This is a genomic window from Microbacterium sp. CGR1, assembly GCF_051062835.1.
In the GTDB taxonomy this organism is placed as follows: Bacteria; Actinomycetota; Actinomycetes; order Actinomycetales; family Microbacteriaceae; genus Microbacterium.
This window is the reverse complement of the sequence record NZ_JAOTPG010000001.1, coordinates 2,354,122-2,373,547: the sequence shown is the minus strand read 5'-3', so window position 1 is coordinate 2,373,547 and position 19,426 is coordinate 2,354,122. Positions and strand designations below refer to the sequence as shown.

At 69.8% G+C, this 19,426-nt stretch carries 15 protein-coding genes; 11 read left to right on the top strand and 4 right to left on the bottom strand.

The window, feature by feature from the left end; translation table 11 throughout:
* Position 1: 1 nt before the first annotated feature.
* The 6 genes from OD997_RS11715 to OD997_RS11690 all read left to right on the top strand — a co-directional run bounded on the left by OD997_RS11715 (position 2) and on the right by OD997_RS11690 (position 10,111).
* Positions 2 to 688 carry a hypothetical protein gene (locus OD997_RS11715; RefSeq protein ID WP_434331728.1) on the top strand — a complete coding sequence of 229 codons (687 nt, stop codon included), beginning with the start codon at positions 2 to 4 and terminating at the stop codon, positions 686 to 688.
* On the top strand, positions 685 to 2,727 hold the full coding sequence (locus tag OD997_RS11710; protein ID WP_434331727.1) for an alpha-galactosidase: 2,043 nt from the start codon (positions 685 to 687) through the stop codon (positions 2,725 to 2,727). Before OD997_RS11715 ends, OD997_RS11710 begins: the two co-directional genes overlap by 4 nt.
* Positions 2,724 to 3,617, top strand: coding sequence for a family 43 glycosylhydrolase (locus OD997_RS11705; RefSeq protein WP_434331726.1), 894 nt, complete (start codon positions 2,724 to 2,726; stop codon positions 3,615 to 3,617). Before OD997_RS11710 ends, OD997_RS11705 begins: the two co-directional genes overlap by 4 nt.
* Entirely contained in the window at positions 3,614 to 4,615 is a 1,002-nt protein-coding gene (locus OD997_RS11700) for a hydroxyacid dehydrogenase (protein WP_434331725.1), read from the top strand. The genes OD997_RS11705 and OD997_RS11700 overlap by 4 nt, the downstream gene beginning before the upstream one ends.
* A complete protein-coding gene (locus OD997_RS11695) occupies positions 4,615 to 6,207 on the top strand; it encodes a family 43 glycosylhydrolase (protein WP_434331724.1) in 1,593 nt (530 codons plus the stop codon). The genes OD997_RS11700 and OD997_RS11695 overlap by 1 nt, the downstream gene beginning before the upstream one ends.
* A gap of 94 nt (positions 6,208 to 6,301) precedes the next feature.
* Positions 6,302 to 10,111 carry a carbohydrate-binding protein gene (locus OD997_RS11690; RefSeq protein WP_434331723.1) on the top strand — a complete coding sequence of 1,270 codons (3,810 nt, stop codon included), beginning with the start codon at positions 6,302 to 6,304 and terminating at the stop codon, positions 10,109 to 10,111.
* 85 nt (positions 10,112 to 10,196) lie between these two features.
* Here the strand turns inward: OD997_RS11690 and OD997_RS11685 are convergent, their stop codons facing one another.
* Entirely contained in the window at positions 10,197 to 11,285 is a 1,089-nt protein-coding gene (locus tag OD997_RS11685) for a LacI family DNA-binding transcriptional regulator (RefSeq protein ID WP_434331722.1), read from the bottom strand.
* Between the two features lie 139 nt (positions 11,286 to 11,424).
* On the opposite strand from OD997_RS11685, the gene OD997_RS11680 reads away from it, so the two are divergent.
* Positions 11,425 to 13,086: a DUF7507 domain-containing protein gene (locus OD997_RS11680; protein ID WP_434331721.1), complete on the top strand. Its 1,662-nt coding sequence runs from the start codon at positions 11,425 to 11,427 to the stop codon at positions 13,084 to 13,086.
* A gap of 7 nt (positions 13,087 to 13,093) precedes the next feature.
* Here OD997_RS11680 and OD997_RS11675 read toward each other — a convergent pair whose 3' ends face one another.
* Together OD997_RS11675 and OD997_RS11670 are read right to left on the bottom strand one after the other, a co-directional pair.
* On the bottom strand, positions 13,094 to 13,324 hold the full coding sequence (locus OD997_RS11675) for a multidrug transporter (protein ID WP_434331720.1): 231 nt from the start codon (positions 13,322 to 13,324) through the stop codon (positions 13,094 to 13,096).
* Complete coding sequence (locus tag OD997_RS11670) at positions 13,311 to 14,699, bottom strand: APC family permease (RefSeq protein ID WP_434331719.1); 1,389 nt, start codon at positions 14,697 to 14,699, stop codon at positions 13,311 to 13,313. The genes OD997_RS11675 and OD997_RS11670 overlap by 14 nt, the downstream gene beginning before the upstream one ends.
* 213 nt (positions 14,700 to 14,912) lie before the next feature.
* Between OD997_RS11670 and OD997_RS11665 the strand changes: the two genes are divergently transcribed.
* Both OD997_RS11665 and OD997_RS11660 read left to right on the top strand, forming a co-directional pair.
* On the top strand, positions 14,913 to 15,557 hold the full coding sequence (locus tag OD997_RS11665; RefSeq protein ID WP_434331718.1) for an MIP/aquaporin family protein: 645 nt from the start codon (positions 14,913 to 14,915) through the stop codon (positions 15,555 to 15,557).
* Between the two features lie 130 nt (positions 15,558 to 15,687).
* Positions 15,688 to 16,359 carry a GOLPH3/VPS74 family protein gene (locus tag OD997_RS11660; RefSeq protein ID WP_434331717.1) on the top strand — a complete coding sequence of 224 codons (672 nt, stop codon included), beginning with the start codon at positions 15,688 to 15,690 and terminating at the stop codon, positions 16,357 to 16,359.
* Between the two features lie 6 nt (positions 16,360 to 16,365).
* On the opposite strand, the gene OD997_RS11655 is transcribed toward OD997_RS11660, so the two are convergent.
* On the bottom strand, positions 16,366 to 17,115 hold the full coding sequence (locus tag OD997_RS11655) for a DeoR/GlpR family DNA-binding transcription regulator (RefSeq protein WP_434331716.1): 750 nt from the start codon (positions 17,113 to 17,115) through the stop codon (positions 16,366 to 16,368).
* A gap of 69 nt (positions 17,116 to 17,184) precedes the next feature.
* On the opposite strand from OD997_RS11655, the gene OD997_RS11650 reads away from it, so the two are divergent.
* A complete protein-coding gene (locus tag OD997_RS11650) occupies positions 17,185 to 17,556 on the top strand; it encodes a DUF4406 domain-containing protein (RefSeq protein ID WP_434331715.1) in 372 nt (123 codons plus the stop codon).
* Positions 17,557 to 17,689: 133 nt separating this feature from the next.
* Positions 17,690 to 19,423, top strand: coding sequence for an acyltransferase (locus OD997_RS11645; protein WP_434331714.1), 1,734 nt, complete (start codon positions 17,690 to 17,692; stop codon positions 19,421 to 19,423).
* Positions 19,424 to 19,426 lie beyond the last annotated feature (3 nt).

Below are 19,426 nucleotides of genomic sequence, written 5' to 3'. Positions count from 1 at the left end.
CGTGACCACTTCGCGACTCGGCCGTCTGCTCGGCTACGACGGCGTCATCGCGACGTTGCTGCTCGGCGCGTTCCACTACTTCCTCGTATCGCTGTCGTTCGTCATCTGCCTCGTGCCCCTGCTCGTCTTCCAGTCGCTCGTGGGCTGGCAGGCCACCCACATCGCGCTCTGGCTGGGCGCTGCCGCAGTGCTGCCCGTCGCCCCGGCGCTGCACGGACTGACCACGGCCGCCGCGGCGCTGCTCGACTCTGAGACGCACGTGGCGCAGACCTTCTGGCGGGCTTTCGCGGATGCCGTGCGCCACCGCTGGGGTTCGGCTCTGGCGCTCAGCGCCGCTGCGCTCGTGCTCGGCTACGACATCGCCCTGCTCGGGGCGGATGCCGGTGTGCTGCTGGGCGCGGTCGCCGTGGCCGCCGTCGTCGCCGCGATCGTGGTCGCAGCCGCGTTCCTCTCGGACTCGCCCCTGCGCGGCGCCGCATATGCGCTCGCCGCCGCACGGATCGTCCTGCAGCGCCCTCATCTGGCTCTCGTCTGGCTGCTCCTCGCGGCTCTCGCGGGTCTCGCCACCTCGCTTCCGGTGATCGGCGCGGTCGCGTGGCTGTCGACGCCGGCTCTCGCCGCGGTGGCCGCCACGATCTGCACCCGCACGCTCGGCTTCGATCGCGCCCGTGAGCGGGTGGGCGCATGATCGCCCGCATCGGCGGATTCACGATCGCGGCGGGAACTGACGGCCCGGCGTCCCTCGCGGCCGGCGACGGCCACCCCGCACCCCTCGTCGAGATCTTCACCGCCGCAGAGCAGCGTGCGCGCACGAGTCAGGCCTACGTGCGCTCGGCTCTGGGGGCTCGACTGCGCATCGAACGGATGGATGCCGCACCGACGGATGCCGACCCCGACACGGTCACGCTCGTGCAGCGCGACGCGCTCACGGGGCTCGAGGTCACGAGCGTGCTCGCGCTCTCGGGCACGGCCCTGCGCGTGCAGCACACACTGCGCGGCACCGCGTCGGCGCCGGTCGTCATCACCGCGGTCAGCTCGGCCAACGTCGGATTCGGCGCGGGCCCGCATGCGGGGGAGCAGTACGACCTCCTCACCGCGCGCAGCGAATGGCTGGCGGAGAACCGCTGGCACCGTCGTGCCCTGACCGACGAGCTGCCTCCGCTGTCGCTGCCGATCCACGCGCAGGACGGCCGGGGCCACGCGACTCTGACGAGCCATGGCGCATGGTCGACCGGCGAACACCTGCCTGTCGGCGCCCTCGTGCACCGGGACGGCTCGGTCATCGCCTGGCAGATCGAGAGTGGCGCCGGCTGGCATGTCGACCTCAGTCAGGGGATCGAAGGTCTGGCCCTCTCACTGCTCGGCCCCACGGATCTCGAGCACCAGTTCGCCCGTGTGCTCTCGCACGGCGACGAGTTCCTCACGGCGCCGGTCGCGCTCGCCGCGTCGGCGCAGGGATTCGAGGGGGCGATCGCCGCGCTCACCTCGCATCGCCGAGCGATCCGCCGCGTCGACGGTCCCGACCTGCCGATCGTCTACAACGACTTCATGAACACGCTCATGGGGCAGCCCTCGTCCGAGGCGCTGCGCCCGCTGATCCGCGCCGCCGCCGAGGCCGGGGCAGAGGTCTTCTGCATCGATGCGGGCTGGTTCGCCGACCCCGAGATCGGCGACTGGTGGGACACGGTCGGCGAGTGGCGGGAGGCCCCGAGCCGGTTCGACGAGGCAGGGCTCCGCGGCATCATCGACGAGATCCACGCTGCGGGCATGCGCTCGGGACTCTGGCTCGAGCCCGAGGTCGTGGGGGTGACCAGTCCTGTCGCGAAGACGTTGCCGGACGACGCCTTCTTCCAGAGGTTCGGTGTGCGCGTGCGCGAGCACGACCGCTACCACCTCGACTTCCGGCACCCCGCGGCGCGGGCGCACCTCGACGACACGGTCGATCGGATCATCCGAGAGTACGGCGTGAGCTTCCTGAAGCTCGACTACAACATCAACCCCGGTGCCGGCACCGAGTGGCAGGCCGCAGCGGCCGGAGACGGCCTGCTGGGCCATATCCGCGCCGTCGGCGACTGGCTCGACGACGTGCAGAGACGGCATCCGGAACTCCTGATCGAGAACTGCTCGTCGGGCGCGATGCGGGCCGACTACGCGTTGCTGTCGCGCACACACCTGCAGTCCACCACCGACCAGCAGGATTTCCGTCTCTATCCGCCGATCGCGGCATCGGCGCCCGCGTCGATCCTTCCGGAGCAGGCGGGCAACTGGGCGTACCCGGCGAGCGAAATGACGGATGCCGAGACGGTGTTCACCCTCGTCACCGGCCTGAGCGGCAGGCTCTATCTCTCGGGCTTCCTGGGAGAGCTCGGCGCATCGCAGCGGGCGCTCGTCGCCGAGGCCGTCGGCCTGCACAAGACCGTGCGCGGCGGGCTGGCTGCGACCGATCCGTTCTGGCCGCTCGGCCTGCCCGCGTGGGATGACGACGTCGTCTGCCTGGGCCTGCGGGGAACCGAGCAGTCGTTGCTCTTCGTGTGGGACAGGTCGGAGGAGCCGCGCTCGTTCACGATCCCCGGAGTCCACGGAGTCGAGACCCTCTTCCCCGCGGGATCCTCCGTCGACGGCTGGGTGATCGACAGCGCCGGCGACGGCATCTGCATCGCCACGGGGCCGGGACTCGGCGCCCGCGTGCTCCGCGTCCGGCCCGACATCGAGGGGAGCGACGCATGAGCGGCACGATCCGCACCGGCGAGCTCTTCACCGACGGCCGCGCCCGCATCGCGCAGCTGCACGGCATCGGCATTCAGCGCGTCGGGCCGCACTGGTACGCCTGGGGTGAGGACAAGACCGCCGGCGACCGATTCACGGCGGTGGCCTGCTACCGCTCGGCCGACCTCGCGACCTGGGAGTATGTCGGCGACGCGCTCGCCGCCGACTCGGGAGACCTGGCACCGGACCGCATCGTCGAACGGCCCAAGGCGCTGCGCCGCCCGGACGGGCGCTGGGTGCTGATCGTTCACATCGACAGCGCCGACTACTCGGACGCGAGGGTCGGCTTCGCGATCGGCGATGCGCCCGAGGGGCCGTACGAATATCTCGGCAGCGAGCGACCGCTCGGCAACCTCAGCCGAGACATCGGCGTCTTCCAGGAGGGCGGCGTCGGCTATCTGCTCTCGGAGGACCGCGACAACGGTCTGCACATCTATCGGCTTCGCGACGACCACTGCGGAGTCGAATCGATCGTGGCGACGCTGCGCCAGCAGGATCGCCCCGAGATCGGGTACGAGTCGCCGACGCTGGTGCGTCACGAGGGGCTGTACTACCTGTTCGGATCCGACCTCACGGGCTGGGACCTGAACGACAACAAGTACGCGACCGCCTCCGCGCTCGAGGGGCCGTGGTCGCCGTGGCGGGACTTCGCCCCGACCGGCAGCCGCACGTTCGATTCGCAGGTGAGCGTCGTGCTGCCGGTCGACGGCGGCCACGTGTACATCGGCGACCGCTGGGATCGTGACGACCTGGCCTCGTCGGCGCCGATCTGGCTGCCGCTGCGGGTCGAGGAGGGTCGTGCCGAGCTGAGCTGGCGCGACGACTGGAGCATCGAGGAGCTGAAGAAGTGAACGCCCGACCCCGCGCGATCGTCGCGATGAATCCCCCGGCATTGGCCGAGAACCTCTTCGGCCCGCACCGGGCCCGGCTCAGCGCGCTGGTCGATGTGAGCGCCGACGTGCTCACCGACTTCGAGAGCGATCACGCCTCGCACCTGATCAGCGAGGCCGAGATCCTGCTCGCCGGCTGGGGATGTCCGCAGGTCGACCGCGACATGCTCGAGCGGATGCCGAACCTGCGCGCCGTCGTCTTCGCCGGTGGCGCCGCCAGCGCGGTGCTCGACATCGTGGAGGCCGCGCGCCGGGGCATCGTCTTCACGAACGCCGGCGAGGGCAACGCGCAGGCTGTCGCCGAGTACACCGCGGCGACCATCGTGCTCGCCGGCAAGCGGGCGAGGTATGCCGAGCAGATCTACCGCGAGGGTCGCGCCTTCGTCGACCGCGAGGCCGATCTGATCGACAGTGGCAACTTCGGACGCACGGTCGGGCTCGTCGGCGCCTCGCGGATCGGACGTCGCGTGGCTCAGCTTCTGCAGGCGACGGACGTGCGCGTGCTGATCTACGATCCGTATGCCTCGGAAGAGGAGATCGTGGCCCTCGGCGGGCTCAAGACCACACTCGATGATCTGCTCGCGGCCTCCGACATCGTCTCGCTGCACGCCCCCGCGACTCCCGAGACCGAGCACATGATCGGCGCTCACGAGCTGGCCACCATGCGCGACGGCTCGGTGCTGATCAACACGGCTCGAGGCTCGCTGATCGACCATGACGCGCTGCGCACGCATCTGCGCGCGGGGCGGATCGACGCGATCCTCGACGTGACGGAGCCGGAGCCTCTCGCCGCCGATGACGAGCTGTGGATCCTGCCCAATGTCACACTCACCCCGCACATCGCGGGCGCCACCGGAAATGAGCTCCACCGACTCGGGCGTGACGTGATCGACGAGGTCGCCCGCTTCGTCGCGGGTGAGGCGTTCGTCGGCTTCGAGCGGGTGCCGGGGGTCGTGTGATGGCCGTCGTGCGCAATCCGATCCTCCGGGGGTTCAACCCCGACCCGTCGATCGTGCGGGTAGGAGACGGCTACTTCATCGCCACCAGCACGTTCGAGTTCCACCCCGCGGTGCGCATCCATCACTCCACCGACCTCGTGCACTGGACGGTCCGCGGGCATGCGCTCGACGAGGGCTTCGACCTCCGGGGCGTGCCCGACTCCGGGGGTGTGTGGGCGCCGAGCCTCTCGCATTCGAACGGCCTGTTCTGGCTCGCGTACTCGGTGGTGCGGTCCGTGGACGGCGACGACAAGGACATCGACAACTACCTCGTGACCGCCGAGAGCATCGACGGTCCGTGGAGCGCGCCGGTGCATCTGGGCTCACGCGGGTTCGACTTCTCGTTCTTCCACGACCCCGACGGCACCCACTGGATCGTCGGGGTGCAATGGGATCAGCGGCCGGAGCATCCGTCGTTCGGCGGTCTCGTGCTCGAGCAGTATCTGCCTGATGAGAGCCGCACCTCGGGCACGGCCATCGTGATCCATCAGGAGTCGACGCTGGTGGAAGGTCCCAACCTCTACCGCATCGGCGACTGGTACCACCTGCTGATCGCCGCGGGTGGCACCGGATGGAACCACGCCATCACGGTGGCGCGCTCGCGCGAGATCGCCGGACCCTACGAGCGTGACACGCAGCCGTTCGTGCTGACCAGCCGTGACGCCCCCGGTCTGCCCTTGCAGAAGGCGGGTCACGGCGAGCTCGTGCAGACGCCGAGTGGCGAGTGGATGCTGGTGCATCTGGCCAGCCGGCCGACTCTGCACCTCGGTGAGAGGTACAGCACGCTCGGGCGCGAGACCTGCCTGCAGCGGGTCGTGTTCGACGAGAAAGGCTGGCTGCGGCTGGCGCAGGGCGGGCATCATGCCGCGCTCGAGCTCGAGGTCGAGGGACAGGGCGTCGGCCGCCCCGTCGCGTCGGGGTTCGCTGAGTCTTTCGATGCCGCGCAGCTCGACAGCCGGCGCTGGTCGACGCTGCGCACAGCGCTCGATCGAGACACCGCCGACCTGACCGCGCGACCCGGATGGCTACGGCTGCGTGGCGGGCACTCGCCGGCATCCGTCTTCGATCAGTCGATGATCGTCACCAGGGTCGAGGAGCATCGGGCCACGTTCGAGGTCACGGTGGACGCCGAGTCCACCAGCACCCGTGAGCTCGCCGGAGCGATCGCCTGGTACGACCGCAGCGGCTGGATCTGGCTGCAGCTGGGGTGGGATGCCGACAACGGCCGGCACGTCCGCGTCGTGGTCAGAGACGGGGCGCGCACCACTCGCTCCGCGCCGGTCGCACGGCCGGATGGGGACGTGCGGATGCGGCTGATGCTCGACGGACCCGACCTCCGGTTCGCCGTAGCCGCGGTCGGCGATGATCACTGGACCGACGTACCCGGCGTCCACCCGGCCTGGACTCTGTCGGACGACCACGGCGATCGGCTGCGGTTCACCGGCCTGTTCTTCGGCGTGCGCGCGGACGATCTCGACGGCCGCGGGTGGTCTGCCGACTTCACCGACGTGTCTCTCAGATACGGCGAGACCGATTCGGCGGGGGAGGACTGACCCGCACTCCTCCGAACCCCTGACCGTCGCGAAGTTCCTGCTCCTGCATGCCCTCGCGCCGTCGCTCGACGGCGCCGTCACGGAAGAGAGATCGATGAAGATCGAACAACGCAGTATCCGCAAGACGGTCGGTGCGCTGACCGCCGGGGTGATCGCCCTCAGCGGCGCGCTCCTCGTCGCACCGCCGGCCACCGCCGCAGCTCCGGTCTCGACCACCCTGCAGACGGCCGCGCCCGAGATCGTCGAGACGGTCAGCGACGCCGGATTCGCGCATCCGGGGATCGGCTTCACCGCCGACAACCTCGAGAACATGCGCACCCAGGTGCTCGCCGGGGTCGACCCGTGGGCGAGCTACTACGACGCGATGGTCGACACCCGGTACGCCGCGATCGACTACCGCGTCGAGAACGCGCAGCCCGGCACCGACATCCCGAAGAACGACGCGTACGCGAGCGTCGGAATGCGCTCCATGGCGCAGCGCGACAGCATCGGCGTGATGACCCAGGCGCTCGAGTACGTCGTCACGGGTGACGAGCAGTATCGCGCGAACGCCCTGCACGGACTCCGAGCATGGAGCGGCCTGGACGCCGCGAAGTACGAGTACTTCGCCGACGCTCACATCCACACCGGGGTACCGCTCTACTACATGCTGATCGCGGCCGAGCTGATCCGCAGCACCGAGCCTGCGAACGCCGCCCTCGACGGGTACGATCTGCGGTGGACCGACACCGACGAGCAGCGCATCGAGGACAACCTGGTGCGACCGGTGCTCGACACGTTCCTGTCCTCGAAGAACCGCCTGTGGAACCAGCACCTCTACGGCGTGATCGGCATGATCTCGGCGGCGATCTTCCTCGACGACGCCGATCTCTACGCCGAGCGGGTGGAGTGGTTCACGGTCAACGCGGGCTATGAGAGCGAGCACGACCTGTACGGCGGGAACGTGAACGGATCGCTGGAGCAGCTGTTCCGCGAGATCCCGGCCGATGCTCCCGGCAATACGACCGGCCAGCCGTTCGTGCAGCACATGGAGATGCTCCGAGATCAGGCGCACGGTCAGGGCGACGTCGACATCTTCGTCGCCCTCGCCCGGATCGTCGACGCGCAGGGCACGAAGGTCGATCCGACCGCAGGCACCGTGTCGGAATCGGCGGATGCCGTCTCGCCCTACGACTTCCTCGACCACCGCATCCTCGACGGCGCCGACACCTTCTACGCCTTCATGATGGGCGAGGAGGTGCCGTATATCCCAGCGAACGAGGGCGGCGCGATCTCGCAGGCGTATCGCGGTCGCCTGCAGGATCCGCTCAGCGAGGCTTACCTGCAGTACCGCTACGTCGCCGACGTCGATGTCGCCGCCGAGGCGCCCCATGTCGCGGAGCTCTACGAGCAGCGGGACGGTCCGCTCTACTACTACGGCACCGGTGTCCAGAACTTCTGGAACGACCGGGGATCCGATTACACCGGAGCCGAGTACTGGGTGGCCTTCCCCGAGGAGCTCGCCGAGGTCGACGGAGCGGCGGCTCCGCTGGCAGACAGCGCCGAACTGTCGGTGCGCACCTTCGGCACGCCCCTCGGTGATGGAGCAGTCCGAGACGAGGTCGACGGCACGTCCTTCATCCGACTCGATGCCGGTGCCGATGACGCGAACCTCGCGATCAGGCGGGCGATCTGGGGCGACCGGGCTGCCGCGCAGCCGCTCGTGGCCGTGAAGGTGCGAAGCTCCGGCACCGCACGACTGCTGGCCTCACGCACCGCGGAGGAGCAGCCGTTCGCCGAGATCGTCGTCCCCGACACTGAAGGTGAGTGGCGTTACGTCTGGCTGGATCTGGCGCTCACGAAGACGCCGGCTGCCGTGGGCGAGAACATCCTGTTCCTCCGGGCGACCGGGTCTGACGCGAAGATCGACGTCGCGGGGCTGCTGGCGCAGGCGAACGGCGTGATCACGCCGCCGGTGTTCGCGGACGCTCCCGAGCTCGATGCGGTGCTCGTCGCGGGCGAGCAGTGGCGGCGCGCCGTGCAGACCACGGATGCCACCGGCGAGACCGTGACCCTGACGCTGCAGGACGCCCCGTCAGGCATGGTCCTGCAGGGAAGCGAACTGAGCTGGTCGCCCGCTCAGCCGGGGGTCGCGCAGATGACCCTCGCGGCGTCGGACGGCACGACGACGACGGCACTGCCCGTGACGATCACGGTCGCAGAGAGCCGGGATGCCGCGATCGACGAACTCGTCGGACGCGCGGGCGAGAGCGACGAGTACACCTCGGCGAGCTGGGCGCGATTCGTCGAGGCGCGCACGCACGCGGAGCAGGGAGTGCAGGGCGCGGATGCCGCAGCCTTCGCAACCCTTCTCGACGGGCTCGGTGACGCTGTCTCAGGTCTCGTGGTGCTCGACCCTGTGCTGGCGGACGGCACTCTCGACTATCGGGGACTCGTCACGGCTCCGCCGCTCACGGCGGCACAGCTGACCGCGATCACAGATGGCGACAACCAGACGAGCTGGGGCGACCAGCGTGTTCCGAGCATCGTGTTCGACTTCGGGTCGGCTTTCCGCGTCGGCGCCGAGCGCTTCGGTATCCAGGCCAGGGACACATTCCCGAACCGTGCTGAGGGGACGAACGTCTACGGCTCCGACGACGGCGCGACGTGGACGCTGCTCACCGAGCATCCGAACGTGGGCCAGGACTCGTCGATCGAGTGGATCGACGTGCGCGACGAGGTGCAGGGCCAGCCGTTCCGATTCCTGAAGTTCCAGGTGGACGAGCCCGGTGTGCCGTCCGATCCCGCATATCCGGGGATCTGGAGCATCGCCGACATCCGCATAGACGGCTCCCGCATCGAGGCTGTCGGATCGATGGACACCGTATCGCTCTCGTCGCCGGACGCCGTCGCAGGACGCATCGTGCCGGGAGACGGCGTCGAGGTGCGTATCTCCGGCCCCGCAGGCAACACGGACGTGGCCGTGACGGTGCTCGGCGCTCCCGCCACCGTGACGTCTCCCGCAGCGGGCCAGTGGGTCGCGACGGCCACGGTGCCCGAGAGTGCTCAGCGCGGGGCACGGGTCGACTTCGCCGTCGACTTCACCACTGCCGACGGACAGAATGCCGACACGATCCACGCCACCACCGACGGATCGAGACTGTTCCTCTCGAGCGACAGCGGACGCATCGACTCGGCGTTCCGCGACGCGACGGTGCTGCGCCCCGACGGAGTCGTCGACGCCGCGTGGACGCAGTACACGGCGAGGATGCTCGACGGCGACCCTGCGACGCACTCCGACACCCGGCTGAACGCCGGACTCTACGGCAACGTGTGGGATTTCGGCCCCGACACGACCGTGTCGCTGAGCGGGGCGGAGCTGCTCGTGCGGCAGGACGGCTACGGCACCTCGCGCATCGCCGACATGCGGCTGGAGGGTTCGAACGACCTGCAGACGTGGACTCGGCTGACGCCCGCGATTCCGGCGAAGACCCTCGACTGGCAGCAGTGGACGGTGAGCGACGACACCTCGTTCCGGTACATCCGACTCGTGAACGGTCAGATCCTGAACGTGGCCGAGCTCGTCGTGTTCGGCGTGGCGTCGACGGCTCCGGCCATCCCGGTGTGGGATCCGGCGGCGGTCTACGGCGCGGGTGATGAGGTGTCGCACGGCGGAGCCGTCTTCACGGCGCAGTGGTGGACGCGGAACGAGCAGCCCGGCAGCTCCGTCACCGGATCGTGGATGCAGCAGGGCGCAGTCGTTCCCGCGGCAGGAGACGCCGTGCAGGCGTGGACGGCGTCGTTCGTCTACGTCGGCGGCGAGACCGTCGCGCACGACGGGCACACGTTCAGGGCGAAGTGGTGGACCCGCAATCAGGAGCCGGGCGATGTCAACGGCCCGTGGGAGGATCTCGGCGCCTACTGACCGATGGCGGAGCGGGGCGGTCGGTTCTCCGATCGCCCCGCTCCGTCGTGCTGCGTGATCCCCGCGTCTGCGGGAACGGGATGCCTCAGTCGCGGACGGGGCCCGTCGATCCGCGGACGATCAGCTCGACCGGCAGCACGGCGGGCCCCTCGTAGGCCCCGCCGACGGCGATCCGACCGGCGAGCTCGCCCACGTCGTGGAAGGGCGCGCGCACGGTCGTGAGCGACGGTGTCAGATCGGCGACCAGCTGCATGTCGTCGAATCCGACCACCGAGATCTGCCCGGGGATCGCGATGCCTCCGGCGTGCAGTGCGCGGCACACGCCGACCGCCATGACATCGGTCTGGCAGACGATCGCCGTGATCTCCGGGTGTTCGTCGAGGAATGCGACCGTGGCCGCCGCCGCGTCGTCCGAGGAGTTGCCGCTCTGTACGGTCAGCTCGGGATCGAACTCGATGGCGGCGCCTGAGAGTCCGTCCTGGTAGCCGAGGAAGCGCTGGTGCGGCGTGGTCATGTCGTCGAGCGAGCCCACGAAGGCGATGCGGCGATGTCCGAGCCCGACGAGGTGCTCGACGCCGGTGCGCACCCCTCCGCGGTGGTCGTAGTCGATCGACGCGATGTGGGGATGACCGGGTAGAGCGGCACGCCCGCACAGGATCAGTCGGGCGCCCACGCGTGCGAGCGTGTCGGAGTACCGCTGCGCGCGCCTCTCGAACTCCTCCGTCGCGGGGGTCGAGCCGACGAGGAGCACGGCGGCGACCCGCTGCTCGCTGAGCGTCTCGATCAGTGCGGCCTCCCGATCGACGTCACCGCCGGTCGTGCACATCGTGAGCAGGTGGCCGTTCGCGGTGGCGACGTCTTCGGCGCCACCGGCCATGGTGGCGAAGGTCGGGCCGACCATGATGCTCGACACGAACGCGATGCTCCGCCGACCGACGCCCATCATCGAACGAGCGAGTCCGTTCACGACGTAGCCGAGCTCCTCGGCGGCGGCGAGCACGCGGGCATGGCTCGCGGACTTGCCTGCGGCCCGGCCGGCGAGCACGCGGGAGGCGGTGGCACGGGAGACATCGGCGAGGCGGGCGACGTCGGCGAGGGTGGCTCCACCGCCGCGCTCCGGACCCGGCGACGCGTTGCGGCGCGCGGGCGGTTCATCGGCGATGGTCGTGGTCACAAGGGAAAACCTATCGCGACGATGCGGATACGGAGCCGCAACCCGCAACTAGTTCCGCCTCGCCCTGTCGCCGCCGGTGCTCCGAGCCGGCTCGCAGATACGCTGGGGCCATCCCCGCCGATGTGTCTGGAGACCTGCTGTGCCCGTCGAACGTCGTCCCCGTCCCCGCATCGCCGCGGTGCTCTCCCTCGCCGCAGTCCTGGGCGCCGCGCTGTTCGGAGGGGGCGTCGCCCCTGCATCCGCCGCCTCGCCGTCAGCCGTGACCGCGGTCTCGGTCGCCCCGTATGAGGCGGCCAACCCCCTGGTGCCGTCGGCCGCTCTGCCCTTCCTGGCGGTGACGGTCGAGTTCGAGCGCGAGATCGCGGCCGCGGGTGAGACGTTCGACGTCCGCACCCCCGCGGGGACCAGGGCGGTGCTCACGACCGGTGCGACGGTGACGGATGCCGTGGGCGGAGCGCCCCTCGTCGATGTGACGGTCGCCGAATCCGGGGCGACCGGCGATCTCGTGCGAGGCACGTTCACCCCGGCTGCCGCGGATGCCGTGAGCGTCACCGGGTCGTTCACGTTCTTTCTGCAGGTGGTCGGCTCGGGCATCCTCGATGCGGCCGGAGGCGTCTACTCGGCGGAGTTCGAGAGCGACGGCGCTGTTTTCCGCACGGATGTGCCGTACGGCACGGCGCTCGATCTGTACGAGCGGACGGGCGGCCACTGGGTGAGCGGTGCGACTGCCGCCTCACCCGCGCGATTCGTCGTGCAGGCGAAGGCGATCGGCGACGAGGCCGCCGCCGACTTCGGCGGGCAGTGGGTCGCGGCCGGCACCGAGGAGGTGCCTCCGTTCGGGGCCACGGTCGCGGACTGCTCGGCCACCACCCTGCGGGTGTTCGACGAGGACCCCGGCCCCGTGAACGTGCCGGTCGAGGGCGGGACTCTGCTGACCGAGGGCGTCGACTACAGCGTCGACTGCGACGACACCTTCGACGGTCAGCCGATCGTCAGCGCGACGATCCCCACGCCGGAGCAGGGGAAGTTCTATGTGCTGTCCTCCGCGAGAGACGCGACGGGCGGGTCGACGTGGTTCCCGGTCGACAACACCGCCATCCCGGAGGTGGCGCGCCAGGTCGCGCTCTATTCGGCGGTCGGGGCGGTCAGCGATGCGTCCCGTGACCCCTCGCACCCCACGCAGAAGAGCACTCTGCTGCTCTACACCGGGCGCACCGCAGGAACCGCGGTCACCGTCGCGGCGGCGCCAGGGCTCGCCCTCGAGGCCTCGGCCGAGCCGGATTCCGGTGCCGAGGTGCACCCCGGCGACCGCATCCGCTATCGGATGACCCTGACCAACACGGGCAACGTGCTGCTCACCGATGCCACGCTGGCCGCCGACCTCGCCTCGCTGCTGCGCTCGGCGGGAGTCGACGGCGCGTTCCAGGCGAGCGTCGGAGAGGCGCGATTGGAGGGCAGCGTGCTGCGCTGGGTCGGCGCGCTCGCCCCCGGCGAAGCCGTGACGGTGTCGTTCACCGCGCTCGTGCGCGTCGGGGGAACGGTCATCGACGTCGACATCGCCGCCGAGAGCCCCGGCGCGCGAGGCGGTGCCGTAGCGACCGCGCCGCAGTCGTTCGAACACGAGGTCATCGCGGACGCGCCGACGGAGTCACCGACTCCGACGGACCCGTCGAGCGGTGCGCTCGCCGTGACCGGCGCCGACAGCTCGGGCGCTGCTGCGCTGGGCGGGATGCTCGTGCTCGCGGGCGCGGTGGTGAGCATCGTCGCGGCTGCCCGCCGCCGCACCGCCTCGCGTTCGTGAGCGCCGGCTAGTCCCGAGGCTCGGCCTCGGTCTCGTCTTCGGTCTCGACGCCGGGGCCGGGGCCCGGGCGCACCGCGGCATCCGGAGCGATGTCGATGCGCGTGTTGCCGTCGTGCTCCGACACCTCGATGCGTGGTGCGGCGTCGGCCTCGGTGGCATCCGGTGCCGCGGTCAGCTGATCGTGACGCTTCTCTTCGCTCGTCATGGCGTCGTCGGGGGTCTGGTCAGGCGTGCTCATTGTTCTCCTCGGGGGTGTCGGTGGTGTCGGTGGTGTCGGACGAGGGGTTGCGCGACGCGGAGCGCCTGCGGCTCCACCGTGCGAGCAGGTAGAGCACTCCGCCGACGGCGAGCAGGATCGCGCCGAATAGCCAGACGACGGGGCGCTGCTGGGTCAGAAGCAGGAGGCACGAGCCGATGCCGAGCACCGGGATGACGGTCCAGATGCGGAAGTGGTCGTGCTCGACTTTGTCGCGCCGCAGCACGAGCACCGAGACGTTGACGCTGAGGAACACGAACAGGAGCAGCAGCACGACCGTCTCGGCGAGTGTCGCGAGGTCGCCGACCAGGGTCAGCCCCATCGCGACGAGAGTGGTGGTGAGGATCGCGACCCACGGCGTCCTGCGATTCGGCAGCACACGGCCGAGCACCGACGGCAGCAGGTTCTGCTCGGCCATGCCGTAGGTCAGACGGCTCACCATGATCATCGTCAGCAGCGCGCCGTTCGCGACGGCCACGAGGGCGATCAGGCTGAACAGCCAGGAGGGGATGCTCGCGCCCGCTGCCTCGACGACCGAGAGAAGCGGACCACTCGACTCCTGCAGCTCCGATGCGGGCAGCGCGATCGAGCTCGCCACTCCCACCAGCACGTAGACCGCACCGGCCGTGAACAGCGCGCCGAACAGGGCTCGCGGGTAGGTGCGGCGCGGATTCTTGACCTCTTCGATCATGTTGGCCGAGGTCTCGAAGCCGACGAAGGAGTAGTACGCGATCACCGCTCCGGCGAGCACGGCCATGGCCGCAGGGGTGCCCTCGGGGGTCTGGGTCAGTCGCGAGGCGTCGCCGCCTCCTCCGGCCACGAAGATGCCGACCACCGCGATCACGATCACGAGGCCGCTGAGCTCGATCGCCGTCATCACGAGGTTCGCGCCGAGCGACTCACGGATGCCGCGGGCGTTGAGCGCGGCCACGACGGCGAGGAAGACGATAGCGACGGGAATGGTCGGCAGGTCGAAGAACGTGCCGAGGTAGTCGCCGGCGAAGGCGATCGCGAGACCGGCCGCGCTCGTGACGCCGGCCGCCAGCATGCTGAATCCGACGAGGAACGACACGACCGGGCTGTGGAACGCGCGCTCCGCGAACACCGACGCCCCGCCCGCTCGCGGGTACTTCGTGACGAGTTCCGCATACGACCCGGCGGTGAGCAGGGCGAGCAGCAGCGCGAGAAGCAGCGGCGCCCACAGCATCCCGCCGACCTTCTCGGAGAGCACGCCCATCAGCGCGTAGATTCCCGCGCCGAGGACGTCGCCCAGGATGAAGGCGAACAGGAGGGGGCCGGTGATGGCGCGACGCAGCCGCGTGGGCTCCTCCTGCGTCTGGGCGGTGTCGGAGGTCATCATCGAACCCTAGGGAGGCGCTGGTCTGCCGGCGACTGGGTTGACAGGCACGAACCCGGCACTCAGGAATTTCACAGAAAGCCCGCGAGGCGCGCGGCGTCTGTGCGCGCGTGCTCGCTATATTCAGTCTCGTCATTGGAGGGTGCGTCAGCCGGAGTGCGCGGGCGGGCGAGGTTGTTGCCTTCCGTCGGATTCCCAGAAAAGACCACACTCATGACCGGTACTCCTCGTAAGGCGCTCGCAGAAGCGCTCGCGACCTTCCTCTTCGTCCTCAGCATCATCGCCGCGGTGAACAGCGAGAGCCCGCTGACCCCGCTCGCGATCGGCTTCACCCTGATGGTGCTCGTCTACTCGACGGGTCACATCTCGGGTGCCCACCTCAACCCGGCCGTCTCGGTCGGTGTCTTTCTGCGCGGCGGCCTGAGCGTCGTCGACCTCATCGCCTACCTCGTGGCGCAGTTCGTCGGTGGTGCGCTCGCCGCGCTGGCCAGCCTCGCCGTATGGCCCGCCGGTGGCGAGGCCGTCGTCATCGAGGTCGGCCCGGCGTTCTTCGTCGAGGCGCTGTTCACGCTAATCCTCGTCTGGGTCGTGCTCAACACGGCGACCTCGAAGGACACCGAGGGCAACTCGTTCTACGGGCTCGCGATCGGTGCCACCGTGTTCATCGGTGCGGCGACCGTCGGCTCGATCTCGGGCGGCGGCTTCAACCCGGCCGTGGCGCTCGGCCTCTCGGTCGGAGGCTACTTCGACTGGGCCTCGCTGTGGCTCTACATCGTCGCCCCGGTCGTCGGTGCGGTCATCGCGGCACTGCTCTTCCGTGTGCTCAACACGGACGACGCGAAGAAGGTCGGCGCGTAACACCCCTCTGCGAACGCCGCGTCCTCTCCGGAGGGCGCGGCGTTCGTGCGTTCGGGAGCGCCGGCGCCGGCATCGGAAGTCATCCGTTCGGGGGATGCCGAGCCGCGAAGCTCCGTCATAGCGTGGATCCATGCTGATCGTCGAAGAACTCCACATGCTGCTTCTCCGGCCTGATGGTCGCGTCGAGAGCGCCGTGAGCGTGAACCGCCTCTACGGAGAGATCGCCGCCGTCATCGTCGACCTCGCCCTGCACGGACGCGTCGTCGTCTCGGAGGGCAAGAACCCGACCGTCGAGGTCGTGTCGACCGAGCCGACGGGCAATCCGATCCTCGATGCGACGCTCGCTCGTCTCGTGCCGCTGAGCGGCAAGCGTCTGCAGTCGCTGGTCGCGCGCCCGAAGCTCGATCCGCTCGAGGTCATCGTGGAGTCGCTGGTCGTGCAGGGCGTTCTCGTCCGCGGAGAGCGCGGCTTCTTCGGGTGGGGGTCGGCCCGCACGCCCGAGTCGGACCCAGCTCCTGAGGCGGTGCTGCGTTCGCGGCTCGCCGCCGTGATCGCCGGCACGGGGGTGCCGACGCAGGCCGACCTGGCGCTGCTCTCGATCCTGCAGAACCTCAATGCGGCCCACGGGATCCTGCGCGACCAGTGCGAAGGGATGTCCGCGCGCGACCTCAAGCGGCGGATCGAGGATCTCACTGCGGGCTCGGCCGCAGGGGATGCCGTGGCCAAGGCCGTCAACGATGCGATCACCGCCGCGATGGTGGCCATCATGACGCCGACGATCGTGGCCGCCACGATCACCTGACGCCCGTCAGCGCAGTACGGACGCCCGCTCGGCGAGCTCCTGGATCACGGGATTCGCATCGCGGGAGTCGACGACGACGCCCGCGACGGAGTCGAGATCGAGCACCGGGAAATGGGATGTCGCGCCGATCTTCTCCTCGCTGCCGAGTACGAACGTCTGCGCGCAGCGGGCGGCGATCGCCCGCTTGGTGACCGCATCGTCGAGGTTGCCGGTGGTCAGGCCGCGCGCCGCGTCGATGCCCGTCACCCCCAGGAAGAACAGGTCGGCGGCGAGGTGCTGCACGGCTTCGATCGCGAGAGGGCCGCTCGCGACCATCGAGAATCGTGCGAGCTCTCCGCCGATCATCACGATGCGGGCGTCGGAGTGCTCAGCCACGGCCAGGGCGATCGCGGGACTCGGCGTGATGACCGTGAGGTCGGCGCCGCGGGGGAGCATCCGGGCCATCGCCAGGGTCGTCGTGCCGGCATCCAGCACGATCGTCGAGCCGGGCGCGATCAGCTCGACAGCGCGTCGGGCGACTCGCTCCTTGCTGTCCGTCGCGAGGGACGTCCGCTGATCGACGGGTCTGTCGGCGAGCGGCACCGGCAGGGCCCCGCCGTAGACGCGCACCATCTCGCCGGCATCCGCAAGCTCGCGGAGGTCGCGTCGGATGGAATCCTCCGAGACGCCGAGGTCGAAAGCGACATCCTTCGCGACCACGCGGCCGTCTCTGCGGAGGATCTCCCGCAGGTGATCCTTGCGCTGTGCGCCCAGCATCCGACTCCTCAGAACTCGATCTTTCACGAAGTTGCACGTTCTTGCACGGTTAACGCTACAGTCTTCCGCATGACAACTCCACTCCTGATCCTGATCGCCGGCCCCTATCGCTCGGGCACTCACGGCGACCCCGCACTCATCGCCCGCAACCTCGAGCGCCTCGAAGAGGCCGCAGCGCCCATCCACCGTCTGGGACACGTGCCCATGATCGGCGAATGGGTCGCCCTGCCGATCCTCCGCGGGATGGACGAGGCGGATGCCGCCGACGGCGACGTCATGTACGAGACCGCGCACCGCCTGCTGCAGCACTGCGATGCCGTGCTGCGTCTGCCCGGCGACTCGGCCGGTGCCGACAAGGACGTCGAGATCGCGCTCGAGCGCGGACTGCCCGTGTACCGATCGATCGACGAGATCCCGGTGCGGGAGGGCATCGCGGCGTAGTCTGCAGCCGCGAGGGCGGAGAGGGTGCGGGAAGCCGGCCCCCTCCGCATTGCCCGCTTCCGTCCGATGCCGTAGATTGCCGAGTAAGCGCTTTCCCACCGATGAAGACGGATCACGCGACTGAGAGGCAGACATGACGAGGGCATCTGAAGACGGCCTCCCGTTCGACCGCACTCACTTCGACTACTCGCCGTGGTCGTTCTGGACGGATGCGTCCGACGAGCAGAAGGAGCGGCAGCTCGCGTTGCAGGCCGCTCTCGTCGGCGCCAGGCGAGATCACGTCCTGGGCGATCGCACCTTCATCTCGGAGCTCGCGGCCGTGCAGACCGACAGCCTCGACCTCGGCGACCGCACCTACATCGCCGCGAACGCCTACGTCACCGGAACGGTGCGCACAGGGAGGGACTGCACGATCAACCCGTCGGCGATCGTCAGGGGAGACATCCGGATGGGGGATGCCGTGCGGATCGGCGCCTTCGCCTCGATCATCGGCTTCAACCACGGCTTCGCCGACACCGAGGTCGAGATCTTCCGCCAGCCGCTCACCAGCCGGGGGATCATGATCGGCGACGACGTGTGGATCGGGTCTCACGTGACGGTCCTCGACGGGATCACGATCGGCGAGAAGTCCATCCTCGCCGCGGGTGCGGTCGTCACGAAGGACGTGCCGGCCGGGGCGATCGTCGGCGGCAACCCGGCACGGGTCATCCGTTCGCGGTTCGCACCGACAGCACAGGGGGCGCCGCACCCGGTGGCGCCGAAGCCCGAGCCCGAGCCCCTGGCCGGCCGGCTCGCGCGCTTCGCGAGCGCTGCGCGCGAGCAGGCCCCCGCCATCCTCGCCCGCTCGTGGAATCCGCACCTCGCCGACGGACTCTTCGCCGACAGGCCGGATGCCGCACCGACCGTGCGCGCGCAGTGCGACGCGATCGAGATCAGCTCGCTGCTGCTCGGCCGGGCTCCGGATCAGCTCCCTGTCGACGCCCAGATCGCCCGGCTGCAGTCGTATCAGGACCCCGCGACCGGTCTCGTCCCGAGCCTGGGCGCCGACGGCCGGATCGAGACTCCCGCGCCCGGGCTGGATCTGAACGACGGCGAGGCCGCGTATCACGTCGAATGCGTCGGGTACGCGCTCGACCTGCTCGGTGCCCGATTCCCGCACGCCATCCGCACGGTCGCCGAGATGTCGGGCGACGACGTGGTCGGGTTCCTCGGGAGTCGATCGTGGCGCAGTCGGGCATGGGGTGCCGGCCACGACGTGGATGCGCTCGGAACAGCGCTGCTGTGGAACCTCGACCACGGCGAGCGAGGCGCGTTCGAGGCGTACTTCGGTTGGCTGCTCACGCACGTCGACTCGGCGACCGGCATGTGGGGTCGCCCGCGGGCGGAGGACGGTCTGTTGCAGATCGTGAACGGCTACTACCGGCTGACGAGGGGCAGTTTCGCCCAGTTCGGGATCCCGCTGCCCCACGCCGAACGTGCGGTGGACACCGTGCTCGCGCACACGAGGGATGCGCGGTTCTTCGAGCCGGAGAGCCTCACCGCCTGCAACGTCCTCGATGTCGCGCATCCGCTCTGGCTGCTGCGCCCGCAGGTCGGCTCCTATCGATCCGCCGAGATCCGCGCGCTCGCCTCGAGCCTGCTCGACTCCGCCCTGGGCAACTGGGTCGACGGAGAGGGATTCGGCTTCCAGGCCCCCTCGTCGGCGAGTGGGCTCACGGGTCCCTCGGCACCGGGGCTTCAGGGCGCCGAGATGTGGCTCTCGATCGTCTGGCTCCTCGCCGACCTGCTCGGGGAGTCTGACGCTCTGGAGTACCGGCCCCGTGGCATCCACCGCCCGGAACCCGCGCGGGGGATACCGCTCGACTGAGCC

Bases quoted from the DNA above. Each gene is read 5' to 3' on its own strand.
- OD997_RS11710 (WP_434331727.1), top strand. From the start codon at position 685: ATGATCGCCCGCATCGGCGGATTCACGATCGCGGCGGGAACTGACGGC.
- OD997_RS11705 (WP_434331726.1), top strand. From the start codon at position 2,724: ATGAGCGGCACGATCCGCACCGGCGAGCTCTTCACCGACGGCCGCGCC.
- OD997_RS11695 (WP_434331724.1), top strand. From the start codon at position 4,615: ATGGCCGTCGTGCGCAATCCGATCCTCCGGGGGTTCAACCCCGACCCG.
- OD997_RS11690 (WP_434331723.1), top strand. From the start codon at position 6,302: ATGAAGATCGAACAACGCAGTATCCGCAAGACGGTCGGTGCGCTGACC.
- OD997_RS11675 (WP_434331720.1), bottom strand. From the start codon at position 13,324: ATGAGCACGCCTGACCAGACCCCCGACGACGCCATGACGAGCGAAGAG.
- OD997_RS11670 (WP_434331719.1), bottom strand. From the start codon at position 14,699: ATGACCTCCGACACCGCCCAGACGCAGGAGGAGCCCACGCGGCTGCGT.
- OD997_RS11665 (WP_434331718.1), top strand. From the start codon at position 14,913: ATGACCGGTACTCCTCGTAAGGCGCTCGCAGAAGCGCTCGCGACCTTC.
- OD997_RS11660 (WP_434331717.1), top strand. From the start codon at position 15,688: ATGCTGATCGTCGAAGAACTCCACATGCTGCTTCTCCGGCCTGATGGT.
- OD997_RS11655 (WP_434331716.1), bottom strand. From the start codon at position 17,115: ATGCTGGGCGCACAGCGCAAGGATCACCTGCGGGAGATCCTCCGCAGA.
- OD997_RS11650 (WP_434331715.1), top strand. From the start codon at position 17,185: ATGACAACTCCACTCCTGATCCTGATCGCCGGCCCCTATCGCTCGGGC.
- OD997_RS11645 (WP_434331714.1), top strand. From the start codon at position 17,690: ATGACGAGGGCATCTGAAGACGGCCTCCCGTTCGACCGCACTCACTTC.